The sequence below is a fragment of the Bacillota bacterium genome (assembly GCA_018818595.1).
Lineage (GTDB): Bacteria > Bacillota_I > Bacilli_A > Izemoplasmatales > Hujiaoplasmataceae > JAHIRM01.
This window is the reverse complement of sequence record JAHIRM010000003.1, coordinates 22291-35584: the sequence shown is the minus strand read 5'-3', so window position 1 is coordinate 35584 and position 13294 is coordinate 22291. Positions and strand designations below refer to the sequence as shown.

General features: G+C 29.3%; 11 protein-coding genes. All 11 read right to left on the bottom strand.

What is annotated here, in order from left to right:
* Positions 1 to 5 precede the first annotated feature (5 nt).
* Positions 6 to 869, bottom strand: coding sequence for an undecaprenyl-diphosphate phosphatase (locus KJ971_00555; GenBank protein MBU1144331.1), 864 nt, complete (start codon positions 867 to 869; stop codon positions 6 to 8).
* A gap of 107 nt (positions 870 to 976) precedes the next feature.
* Positions 977 to 1819: an undecaprenyl-diphosphate phosphatase gene (locus KJ971_00550; GenBank protein ID MBU1144330.1), complete on the bottom strand. Its 843-nt coding sequence runs from the start codon at positions 1817 to 1819 to the stop codon at positions 977 to 979.
* Positions 1820 to 1928: 109 nt separating this feature from the next.
* Entirely contained in the window at positions 1929 to 2306 is a 378-nt protein-coding gene (locus KJ971_00545) for a hypothetical protein (GenBank protein ID MBU1144329.1), read from the bottom strand.
* A gap of 89 nt (positions 2307 to 2395) precedes the next feature.
* Positions 2396 to 2716 (bottom strand): DUF1292 domain-containing protein, encoded by a 321-nt coding sequence (locus KJ971_00540; protein MBU1144328.1) that lies wholly within the window; start codon positions 2714 to 2716, stop codon positions 2396 to 2398.
* 11 nt (positions 2717 to 2727) lie between these two features.
* Complete coding sequence (locus KJ971_00535; GenBank protein ID MBU1144327.1) at positions 2728 to 3747, bottom strand: DUF2804 domain-containing protein; 1020 nt, start codon at positions 3745 to 3747, stop codon at positions 2728 to 2730.
* A 140-nt stretch (positions 3748 to 3887) separates the two neighbouring features.
* Entirely contained in the window at positions 3888 to 5258 is a 1371-nt protein-coding gene (locus tag KJ971_00530; GenBank protein MBU1144326.1) for a hypothetical protein, read from the bottom strand.
* Positions 5258 to 6391 (bottom strand): 1-acyl-sn-glycerol-3-phosphate acyltransferase, encoded by a 1134-nt coding sequence (locus KJ971_00525; GenBank protein MBU1144325.1) that lies wholly within the window; start codon positions 6389 to 6391, stop codon positions 5258 to 5260. The genes KJ971_00530 and KJ971_00525 overlap by 1 nt, the downstream gene beginning before the upstream one ends.
* 150 nt (positions 6392 to 6541) lie before the next feature.
* On the bottom strand, positions 6542 to 7642 hold the full coding sequence (locus KJ971_00520) for a plasmid pRiA4b ORF-3 family protein (GenBank protein MBU1144324.1): 1101 nt from the start codon (positions 7640 to 7642) through the stop codon (positions 6542 to 6544).
* Positions 7643 to 7801: 159 nt separating this feature from the next.
* Positions 7802 to 10051, bottom strand: a complete 2250-nt coding sequence (locus KJ971_00515) for a hypothetical protein (GenBank protein ID MBU1144323.1) — start codon at positions 10049 to 10051, stop codon at positions 7802 to 7804.
* Between the two features lie 10 nt (positions 10052 to 10061).
* Positions 10062 to 12524 (bottom strand): ABC transporter permease, encoded by a 2463-nt coding sequence (locus KJ971_00510; protein ID MBU1144322.1) that lies wholly within the window; start codon positions 12522 to 12524, stop codon positions 10062 to 10064.
* The gene (locus tag KJ971_00505; protein ID MBU1144321.1) at positions 12505 to 13185 is read right to left on the bottom strand and encodes an ABC transporter ATP-binding protein; all 681 of its coding nucleotides are present in this window, start codon (positions 13183 to 13185) and stop codon (positions 12505 to 12507) included. The genes KJ971_00510 and KJ971_00505 overlap by 20 nt, the downstream gene beginning before the upstream one ends.
* Positions 13186 to 13294 lie beyond the last annotated feature (109 nt).

The following is a 13294-nucleotide window of genomic DNA, read 5'->3' as shown; positions in this document are numbered from 1 at the left end:
ATCATTTAGTACGTAATCACGGCAAAAATCAAAGCAAATATACCTAAAAACATCGTATAGACTGAAAACCAAATAAGTTTTCCTTGTCTAAACCATGAAAAAATATATTTTAAAGAAAGTCTTGTTGCAATTAAACTAGCAAGAAAAGCAAATCCATAGTATACATATTGATATTTATTTGTGATGTCAAATCCTAAATTAAATTCTGTTGGATTTAATATCCATTGAAAAAAGAAGATTAAAAAGGACCCAAATGATACCGGAATATATAACATAAACGAAAAAGATAAAGCGGTATCCATTGATACTTTTCTTAATAACCCGGTAGAAGTTGTTATTCCGCTTCTTGAAAGTCCTGGAAAAATCGAAAAAGGTTGAACTAGCCCAATAATGATTGAATCTTTAAATGAAAGATTCTGATCCACATGTTTATTAGGAGAATTTCTGACAATATATAGAAGGGTTGAAGTAATTAATAAACCAATCGCTACAACAAACATAATATATTGTGTATAAAATTGTTCAATAGAATTTTTAAACAGGAGTCCTATAATCGCTGTTGGTATAGCCGCTACCAAAATTTTCATGCCATAATAAAACCCTTCTTTACTTTGTTCCCGCAAGGAAGGGAAAAAAATAAAGTTCCATGTTTCAGAAATCACAGAAATAATTAATTTGCGAAAATGATATACAATAGCTATTAATGACCCTAAATTAACTAAAGTTAAAAAGAGAATTCCTTCATCAGCGTTAATTTGTAAAAATGCTTTAGCAATTTCTACATGCCCGCTTGAAGAAATTGGCAATACTTCTGTAAGCCCCTGAATCAACCCTAAAAAAATGTATTTAAGTAATTCTAAAAATGACAATATAGTCACCTACCTTTATGATGCTTTTCATTAATTAATAAATGAGAAGTATCTATAAGTCTATATCTTTAAAAACGAAATTTTAATAAACTCAATTAATTAATAATTTATCTAGCAATAAATATAATAATGGAAATCATACCAATTAGCAAACAATATATCCCAAAATATTTTAATTTCCCTGATTTAAAAATATTAAATACTAGTTTAAATGCAATATACGTCGAGATAACGGCCGTTAAAAAGGCTAGAAAGTAATAAAAATAATATTCAGTGCCGGTTATAATAATTCCTTCTTGTAATATATCTTTTAAATATATAAGGGTGGATCCAATAGAAATCGGAATATACATCATAAAAGAAAAATCTAATGCCGAATCGATTCCTACGCCTCGTTTTATACCAGTCGAAGTTGTCATTCCCGATCTTGAAATGCCCGGAAGTAAAGCAACTGATTGAGCAATACCAATAAAGAAGGCGTCAACAAAAGTAATTTGAGTAAATCCCTTCCGGATTTTTTTGGTGCTAACCAATAATAAAATTGTTCCTGTAAACAATAAGCCTACTCCTGACAATAAAACATTATATTGTATTAACCATTGATTAATCAAATCTTTAAACAAAAATCCAACAATCGCAGCAGGAATACAAGCTATCAAGAGTTTAATCGCACTCAAAAATCCATTTCGAGTTACTTCTCTTGAATTCTTCTTAAAAACAAAAAGAAAAAAGTCTTTCACCATTTGAATAACTTTTTTATAATAAATTGCCAAAAATGTAATTAAGGAGCCTGAATTGACAATAATAAGAAAAAGTAATCCTTCATCAGCATTCAAGCTGATTAGTGCCTTAGCAATTTCTACATGTCCGCTTGAAGAAATGGGCAACACTTCAGTAATTCCTTGAATAAGTCCTAAAATAATATATTTAATTGCTTCAAGTAAGTTCACATCAATTCAACCCCTTTTATAGAATTTTACTATAAGTGGGTTTGTTTTTCAACAGCGAAAAAGAAAAAGCTGATTTTTTGCATAAATCAGCTTTAAATAATAAAGAAAATTATTTTTTAACTTCGGTCATCCACAAACCATGGAGATTGCAAAATTCAAACACTTTAATGTCTTGATCTGGCAAAACATGAAATGTTGTCTCAGGAAGTTCTCCTGGAACAAAAGTTTTTATTTGGTAGGTATCTTCTTGTGCAATAAATATCCATTGAATGTAATGTTCTGCGAGCATAGGATGAAGGACGCTTCCAACTGTAACTTTAATTACATTTTTTGAAATTCTTTCGACAACTGGCAAATGTTTTTCATTTCCTTGATCTTTAGACTTTGGTTGAAGCAAGGTCATTTCATCACCACAACAAACCAATGTGCTATCAACTGGATATGTATAACAAATTCTCTTGCAATGTTTACAGTAATATATGTTCATAACATAACGCTCCTTTAAATTTATTTTTTAATTTGATTTTATGATATCATACTACATTAAAAAGATAAAGCATATCGACCAAAAATCTACTATATTTCAATTTCTTCAATTGGCAATTCTTCGAAAGCATCAAGTACTTCATCAAACAAATCATCGTCTTCAACTGTAGAAACAAAATATTCATTTGTCTCTTCATCGAAATCTAATTCCAACAAGACAATTCCTTGATCATCTTCTGCCATTTCAATTCCATCAATTTTTAATAAATCTAAAACGGCATAGATTACTCCATGCATTGGGATAACTCCAATTTGTGCCATTTCAAATGTTTTGTTTTCATCATCCACCATAATAATGTTATCCATTTTTGTTTCATCTAAAATAATTTCATAAATCTCTTTATCTGTCATTGTTTTTTCTCCTAATAATGGTTTGTGATTTTTTCAGCAAACCCTAATAATTTCTTTACTTCAATTATTGTTCCATCATCTAATTTTACTGTCCCAGAAAAAATTCCAAATACTTGATCTCCAATATTTTTAATAATGCCATAATTTAAAGCATCTTTTCGATCGACAATTGGTTCCATTATTAATTCTAATCTACCATCATTAGAACTGAATTTCCAAGGTTTCATGAAATCTTTGTTATCTACTACAAAAGATACTCGATCAAGTTTGTGTGCTTTTCCATCGTAAAACAACATGTTTTCTGAAGCTTTTGAAGTATCCCCAAACCCGTAACCTAAATTAAACCCAAATCGGTGACCATCAATAATACCAGAAGCGTTAGACCAATACCACGTATTTTTATAAGTCCAAACACCTCTTCCCCAATCTAATACTGAGAAACTGGCATCTTCTTTAAAATCAAATATTTCATTTCCGATTTTAACTTTTCCAATAGTTGGCATACAATTGATTTTTTGATTATAGTAAAAAGCTTTGATGTTTTCTTTCCAAGGTGTAGCTATTACCATAGAGTCATCATGTAAATCTTTAATGAAAAGCTCTGCTTCAAAATCTTTTTGAGGTAAGAAATTACTAATTTTTACTTTAATAATTCTTTGATCTTTTTCTTTGATAAAATCAAAATCAAACCCTTGATTGTGATATTGAACGTTGCCATTCTCGGAAGTAGTTGGAAGATTCATCTTCCCAAACGGAAACCAAAGAGTTTTAATCTTACTCCATACTTTCTTTGATTTAAAATCTAAGAATACTGCGCTTACTAACGCAGAATAACCTAAATCCGCTACCGTAAATGAAACACCAAAATCTTGTGTTAATGTTGCATAATAATCCCATTCTTTTACTCTCCATATAGATGCCTTTATGTCTTTTCTATTATAAACAAACAAAGGGCTTAGTGCATATCCTGGATTATTTAAATGTCCTAATTCATTAAGTAAATTTTGCTTTTCTGTAATAACGTGTTGCATGTTGTTTTCACCCCCAATATATTACAATCTTTATTATACGTCGAATTCAAGTAATATTCTATAAAAAAGAAAAGATTAGTTAACTTTATCTTATCTTTTCTTTTTATTTTTTATTTAGTTGTGAAGACTTTTAATAAAGATTACGAAGGTTTTTTCTTTGCTCTAAAATGCAAAATAAGAAATATAACAACAACATAAAGCAAACAACCAAACAAAGCAATGTATTCAAAAAGTGTTTCATACGATTTCTGATACCCTAGAGAAGGTAACATTAAAAATCCAAATAAAGGTAGCGCAATTGTGATTGCAGTTCCTGAACCTAGAACCATTTCTTCCGCTACTGGAGATTCTAAATTGCGATCCAATCCTTTCAGCAAAGCAATTCCGGTAGAAGCAACTCCGGTTAACATTCCAAATAATCCAACGAAATATTCATCTTTATATTCTGCATATACTTTTTTTGTAATATACCGAATATAAAATAAAGTAGAAATTCCACCAACCAAAGAAACAACTCCAAGCAATATTCCATAATCTTTTAAGAAATCAATTGTAATTGTTAATACAGCTCCAGCAATCATATAATTAAAACATAGAGAACTGATGTTAGAAAGAACATAATCGTTTTTCATAAAATTGATATTCTTTCCTTTTTTCTGTACTACTTTTAAAATAATCTTGTAAATTAATGCATATGCGATACCTATGATAAAATTAAAGCCTTCGAGAAGTCCAAAAATAGTGCCTCCTATGCTACCTAGATTAACCAATACCTTTTGTAGTAAAAAGAGGGTGAGCCATACCAAACCATATATAATCGAAATAATAACAATTTGAATTGTTAACCCATCAAGTACACTTACTTCACGTACGGTATCAATTTGAATTGTTGTTGTTTGAAGAGATGAGTCTTCATAATGACCAGGCTTTTTTTCGCCTTTTCTTCTTGACAATACGTTAATTGCAACAACTCCTATGGTTCCTCCAAAGACGAATCCTAAGAAGGCATATGAGGCCCCTAAAGCAATTCCTTGTCCTTCTAGCATGGTGTTCCACATAGATCCAAAACTCATTGCTAGCCCAGGCCCTTGACCAAATCCAAGAGGAAGTAACATGCCTGCTCCTACAAATTTATCACTAAAGAATAATAATACAAGCAATATCCCTAAAAAGCCTTGAAGAGCGTATGTACTAGTGATAATCATTCCAGTAGACCAAACTTTTCGTTTGCTCTTGCTTTCTCCTTGTCTTAACGTAAGCGAAATAAACCCAAGAGCTAATGCATGATATACAATTGCTTGCATCGTTACAACATCAATCGTATAAGTTGTAATTCCTAGCCCTAAACGAGAAATTATTTCATTTGAAAATAAAAGTCCTATCAATCCTCCAAGTAGTGCGGTTGGAAGTACTATTCGATTTAATGCTTTAAATTTTGTTTTCAATACTTTTCCTACAAATAATAAAATACCAATCAGTAAAAAATAAATGATAATGTCCCACTTTTCCATTAAAATTCTCCTCCTTTGAGATGATTAATCATATCTAAAAATAGCATTGGGTCTTTTAAAGAAATATAATAAGTTTTATTCTCGTAATCAAATGATAAATTCGTTTTTTTTGTCAAAACCAATCCATTGATTGATTCTACATTAAATTCTAAATGTATCTTTTCGTTTTGAATAAACAAAATTTGGTTTTCTAAAACTACTACTACTTTTCCAAGTTTTTTGTTTTTATAAGTATCTAAATTCACTTCAAATAGATTGCCTTTTGACTTGACAGAAGATTCTACAATTGTTGGAATAATTGATTTTTGAAGGGAACTCCACTCAACTAAATTGTCAAATTTGAGTCCTTCAATCAATCCATATTGATTAAAGTGCGCAATTTCGCCACAATGATTACAATAGATTTTATTTTCTTTTGTATAGATTGTTTGATGATTTAAGCAATTAGGACACACATAAATATAAGACTCTAATCCTTCTGCTTTTGATTTGGAATTATAAATATATTTGTTTTTTCTGTTCCAATCAAAATCATTAAATTTTAGAGCTTCTTTAACTGCTAGGTATATTTCATCAAGGCTTAACGTTTCTAACTCTTTGCCTTTAAATAATGTATAAAAGTTTAATTCAATCTTACCTTTATTAACAACTTTCTTTCCCCATCTTGGAGCGGAGAGGTATCCTCCGTTTGCTTTACATACAACGATATCTAATTTCATCTTTTTTAAGAACTTAACTGTACTGTAAGGAAAGTCGCTTTCTTTCCCAAAGAAAGATGAATTCCCTTCTGGAAAAAGCATTACCCCGCGATTATGATTATAAATCACATTCATCATACTTTTAACAGTCGATATATCGCTTTGTCCTTTGCGCTTTGGAATGGAATAAAGGATTTTTGTGAGTAAAAATCTCATAAACCAACTAGTGTACATAAAAACATTTATAACTGGATAAGGATATTTTTTTAAGTGTATGGAAGTGTAGAGCCCATCATGCAAACTTACATGATTACCTATTAAAATATATGGATCAACTCTTTTAGGGTTAAAATTAATATAATTGATAACAAACCGAAACTTTGAATAATAATACGCTCTTAGTAATACGTGTAAAATTGACTCTTTTACATTCATCTTCATCACTCGCCTTGATATCGATTATATCATAGTTTATTTATATTTTTTTTTAGTTTTTTGTTTTTTTTATAAGAATTTAGTTAAATTTTTCGTTTTTGTGTTATAAAATCAAAATCCTTTCAAAAAGAAGAAAGTTTTTTATACCTATTAAAATCGTCTTACTTCTTTAAAGGTTTCTTTCAGTCTTTTATTAATAATATCTTTATTAAACATTCTGGTAGAATTAATTCGATTTTTATGACCTTCAACTAACTTATCTAAATTAAAAGAAAGTTCTTGGCTCATATCATTTTCTTCTTCGGGCGTAGTTCCAAATCCATCCTTGCAGAAGGGAAAAACATAATCCATGTCTTGAACAGTTTTTTCAATTTGAATAATGTGAACAAAATCAATTTCAAAATCATACATATATTGAATTTCTTCAAACAAAGAAAAATACTCTTTAATACCTGTTTTGTAATCTATTAAATGATGATAGGTATCTTTTTCATCTCTAGTATCTTGTATGGAAATTCCTTCTGCCGTTATAACAGCAATAACAGCATTTTGATCAAAAATTAAAAAGCTGTGATCATTTCTATTTTCCCATCCGAAAGCTACTTGAAGAATAAAGTGCAATTGTTCAAAATTAATATAGGAAGGAACAACTAATTTTCGCCAAATGTTTTTCTTTTTATAGATTAATGAAACCTTCATCTCAAAAGCTTCCCTAAAAACTGATGATGTAATTTCCACACTGTCTTTAAGATTAGTCATAATTAATAATTCCGTATAAAGCAAATCATGAGGAAAAAAATGATTGTTTCCAAATTTTACCATATAATAGGCAGCCTCAAGACTAAAACTTACTTGTTCAATGGTATTTACATTCATATCAAATTCAAGATTTTCAGCGATCCACTTCACTTGATGCATCGAAGATAAAACTGATCTGCTAGATGAAGGAGTATAAATAATTTCTTTTGCAAGAATTAAATACTGATTAATAATTTCATTTTTTACTCCCTCTCTTTTCCAAGCTGCTCGAATTGCATTTTGAATAAGAAAAGTTAATTTTTTAAAATCCTTTCCATATACTTGATAAAGTAAAATCGCATATTTTGTTTGATTATTTAACAACAGAATTGAATTCTTTCCGTTCACTTTAATGATATTTGCATGCCATGAAAAAAAGGGATTTTCTTCAAAAAAATCACTCGTTTGAATATTTAGTTGATTTACTAGTTTTTTTGTGCACCCAATTCTCATAATGCAGATTCCTTCCTCTGGTGTTTATCACATACATCAAACCATTTTTTCTTAAATAAATCAAGTCATTTTTTGTAATTTACAGGAAAAATTTGAGGAGTTTTCAAAAAAAAGCAGCCAAGAAATATGGTCTGCTTTTTAAATTATGATTATTAATCTTTATGATAGCGGTCCTGAATTAAGAACATCAACATAATCATCTAAAATGGCTTTTTGAGCATTGGTTAACGAATTTACATTGTACCCTTTAACTACGTCAGAATTATCAATTAAATAATCTAGAAAATCAGTTACTAATGCAGTTTCGATTACTTCAATTTCACTTAAAGTCATTCCGGAAATATCTCTGTATTCTGCAGTTTTAGCAATAGCAAATACAGCAGTAACTAATTCATTCACTCTATTTTTATTTGTAGAATTCATAAAAGAATCAAAATTCTTTGCAAACAGAATTGCTAAAGCATAACTTGAATAATCATCTGATTCATATGAGTCATATTCTAAGTAATCACTTCCATATTCATCCATATAGTAATTTGCAATATTCTCTTGAACTTGATTTAAATCTTCAAATAAATCATTGTCATCTTCGTATTTTAATAATGCGGTTAATAAATCAACGAGTGTCACGGCTTCATCCAAAGCCGTAGTTTCAATTGCTGTTTTCAAAGTATCTCTTTGTGAAGTAGATAACTCTCCCGTATCTAAAAGCGAATCAAATGGTATGACCGATAAAATCAATTCAGTGATTGCTAATGTATCAGCGTCAGTTGTTTCGCCCAAAACAATATATATCATTTCCGTAATATATTGAACGACATTTCGTTGTGTCTCCATTTTCGCTAAATAGTAATCCGTATAATTATCATAAGTAATATCTAATGCTGTGTTTGAGTAAGGGAAAGCAAAGAAATCGTCAACAATGTAAGAAGATAGGATAACAGATTGTCTTAATACTTCTCCATCTGATTTCACAAACCATTTTAAAACAGGGTCCATTAAATCATATGTATACTCGGAAACATCTTTAAAATTTGTAAATAGAATATTGGAATAATCCAATGCAAGCGCAGGAACCAACGTATCTGAAGCGGACTCAATAATATAGTCAATATAGGAATCAAACATAGCTTCTTGTTGTTCAAGGCTATATACATTTCTAATCTCTTCAATGAGCCCCTCATTATCATTTTGGAAACGATCAAAATATTTAATTGCTAAAATCATCATTTCAGCTTGGAACATTTCTGCGGTCTCTGATTGTGAAAGAGACTTCATTTCATCTACAAAATCGTCATCGAATGTATCAATGAATTTTGCGAATGCTTCCAAAGATAAAATCGTTTGTGCAGCGCTTTGCATTATATATTGTGTAGGCGCCGTTCCATCAGCTAAAATTTCTCCAAATATTCCAGCCATTTCATATAAAAGCACCATGTCTTCCATGGATGGTAAGTTATCTAGCATCAAACTTACGATTTCTTCTTTTACTAAAATGACTTCATTAGTTACTAATAAATTTGGATTATCCACATTCGATAAATCAACAATTTGACTAACCAGATTTTCGCTGATTTGTTCATGAATAGAAAGAAAATAATTTACAACATGTAATAACGATACTACTATTTCTTCACTAGATTCTTCTATTGAATCCAATAGATTGTTATACATATCTAATTCAACATTAGCTTCATCCATTAAATTTTCATAATATTCATCGCCTCCAAAGTAGGCAATCATCCCTTGATAATATTCAATATCAGATTCAAGTAAATCAATTTTACTTTGCATAAGATTAGGCATAAATAATAACATTCCACTAAGAAGAGCTTCTATGTTAATTCCTGAATCAACTAAATCTGTAAAAGCTGAATTAATTAATGTAATATCATTGCCAGAGTCACCAACCGCTTCTAAAAAAGCAGTTAGAGCCGTTTGCATATCTTCAAAATCGTCTGAAATCATTCCTTTATCGACCAAAGCTTCCGCAACGCCATCTGGTATTTCGATGAGTCCGCCTAATGAATCTTCCATCAAAGCAGAAATTGCGTTTATTTCAGTAGCTCGATGCACCACGTAAGCAATGCTTGCACTTAACGGAGAATCTTGATATCCTCTTGGAGCTTCAGTTTGAACTTGAAAAATAAATTTATCTCCAATACGTGAAGTAAAATCATATCGATTTGTGCTAACAGTCGCGGCCTTAACTCCATCCACATATACGATGTATCCTTTTGCACCAACTACTTCATCCCATGTTAATATTGTATTAGTAATGGTCAAATTCGTTGGAATGCCATAAAATTCAGTGTAATCGATATCTACATCAGATCCTCCTGATGTACAACCAATAAATCCAAAAACGGAAAACATTAATAAAAGCATAAACATCATTTTTTTCTTCATTTTTTTCTCCTTAATATTTTTTAATTTCTTCTATAATTTGTAATCTTTTAATCCTTAAAAAATAAATAAAATAACTCAAACAATAAACAATAAATACAATTCCTATGGAAATTAAAAATAATGAAAAACTTGGAATAATAGATTTATAATACCCAAATATTATCATAACTTTTGGAAGATTAGGAATTAATATTATCGCTTCAATGCTCGCAAAAGCAATTACAATGACGAATAATATTAACCCTTCTAAAAACAAATTCTTTGCAATTCGAACCGAATCCAATCCCAATGATTTTAACTTGGCGAAATCAGATTTCATAGTATAAAACATCAAAGTAATATTGTTTATAATTACGACAATAAAGCACAAAACAATAATAGTACTTAGAAATTCAAATAAATTGTTTACATTAAGAACTATCCCAGAAATACTTGAAATCAAAATATCCATATCGAGAATATAATACATTTTTGCTGAGTAATCTCTGATTAATTCTTCATATATTCCTTCTTGATTTGAATTTATTAATATTGTATTACTGCTTACAATTCCTTGATACAATTCACTTTCGAACAAATTTGAATAAACTACATTGTCGTAATTTGTCTCAAAAAACCCTCCAACCACAAAAGCTATATTTGATAATTCGCTTGAAATATCTACATAAATAACATCGCCAAGATTTGCTCCATAAATATAATGTAAATTTTCAGGAAGTACAATGTATGGCAAAGTATTGTTAAGATATTGTTCTTCAATTTCGTTCTTTAAATGAAAAACAAAATAGTTTTCAAATTTATTATATTCCATTGAAACAAAAAAGTGAACATTTTTTCTATTATTTGTATTTCCGGTATCGAAAGTTAAAACCGTTTCTTGAAAGATGATTGCTTCATCAACCGATTCTACTACATAAGCTGTTTCAATTTCAGTTTTCATTGATTCGTTATAATTAAAAATATTTAAAACAGCATAATCTACTTGAAGCTGATTTTTAACAACCTCAATTTCATTTACTATATAACTTCTTACTGCCAGTGTCGTTAAAATAACTTGAAATGCAACAAATAATACTTTCATCGAGTTGTGAATGTATTTGTTATCGTGCAAATGTTTTAAAGAGAATAAAGAAAATAGAGTCTTTTTCTTTAGTCTATTCTGTTTTGAAATCAAATTCAATGTAATACTAAATAAATTTATAAAACACAAAATGGATATGATTGTTGTAAAAAAAGCATTGAATTCTTCTTTAAAAGGGTGAATGAAAATTAATATTGCTAAAAAGGAAAAGATAAAAAGAGTGAAAAAATAGTAAAATGTTTGCTTTTCATATCGATAATCCGTGCTTAATTCAACAATGGTTTTCTTATTCATTTTTTTAATAAAGAATAACATGTCCAAAAACACAAGAATCGTTATGATTAAAATTGCGAGAATTGTCATCAAACCATCTAAATAAATGGAATGAGTAATACCATAAATTAAAGCTCCTTGATTTAATAAAAAAAGCACTGAAATGATGCCAACTATTGAAGAAACAATTAAATAGATGATTAACTGTATTGACCAAATTTCAATAAGAAAAAATTTGTCTCCTCCAAGAGAATCGATGACTCCTAACTGTTTCGAATAATCTTTAAATAACAAAGGTAATAAAGAATGTAAAACCATTACAAACGCGATAATCATTAATAACCCAACACCCGCGAAAAGAGTTGCGTTATATGTTGCTTCTCTAATAATTTCAGTTTCATCAATGGTTTTAAATAGATAATAATCAGCAAAATCTTCATTTTGTTCGAAAAGAGAAATGATTTCATCAATGGATTGATCATCTTTTACATCAAAATATACAGTGTTTCCAAAATTATTAAAAATAGTCATTCCATAAATATCTTCTAAAATAGTGTCTTTTCTTAAAAATATTTTTTCTCCTGAAAAAACTCCAAAATCATCGATAATCTGACTTACCTGGTAATCAAATAGCATTCCATTAATTGAAAGCTGTAATGTATCGCCAATTTCTAAAAGATTGTTCTCTTGAGATGATTTTGTAATAATGACTTCTCTTTCTCCTAGAGTTGGAACGTCCTTATCAATTAAACGTTCTAGTTCGTATTCTGTAGAGGATAATACTTCGGTATAAAAAAGAGATTGATCTGTTTCAACTAAAGTATAAAAATTAAAAAAAACACAAATGGATTTAAAATAATCTTGGTATTCTTCTTCAATGGTCCTTTTATTGATGATTCTAGCTGAAGAATTTTCATCATAAGTCATTACCAAATCAAATTGTTGGTATACCTGTTGCCCTTCATAATACAAAACTTGTTTTAAAGCGGAAAACATACTAAATGATAAAATAAATAATGTCATTAAAATGCTAAGAGAAAGAAAAATTACAAAAGAATTTCCTTTATTCTTAATAATGTTTTTATAAGCAAATCTAATTTTATAAGGAAATGAGTTCATCTTTTTCTACAACCCCATCCAATAACTGTATCTTTCTGTTACAAAAAGAAAGATTATCTTCGTTATGAGTAACCATAACAATCGTTATATGTTTCATGGTGTTTAAGTCCTGTAATATTTTCATTATCTCTAACCCATTTTTTTGATCCAAATTTCCTGTTGGTTCATCTGCGAAAATGAGCTTTGGTTGATTGACAATTGCTCTGGCAATTGCTACTCTTTGTTGCATTCCTCCGGATAATTGATTAGGGTAATAATGCGCAAATTTACTCATTCCAACCAACTCTAAAACTTCTTCGATTTCAGAATTATCTTCTTTTTTAGCTATGATTCTGGACAATAAAATATTTTCGTAAACAGTAAGATTGGGCAATAAATTATAAAATTGAAATACAAATCCGATGTCATTTTTTCTCAAGTTTTGCATTTCAGATTCTTTAAAAGAAGTTAGGTCTCTATCAAATAAGAATACATTTCCAGAAGTTGCTTTTTCTAAACCACTAAGCACATATAATAACGTGGTTTTCCCAGATCCAGATGGGCCTACAATTCCACAGAAATCATCTTGCATAATTTCTATATTAATTTTTTTTAGGACGTGAGTTACCACTTGACTGCTATTATAATCTTTTACAACATCTTTCGTTTGAATTAAGACCATTCTTTTTCCGCCTTTTAAAAATCTGTTTTTATTGTGATGTCGATAAGTTATGATTATTATACCATTTTAAAAAAACAGATTCAATATACCTAAAAGAAAAACGACAATT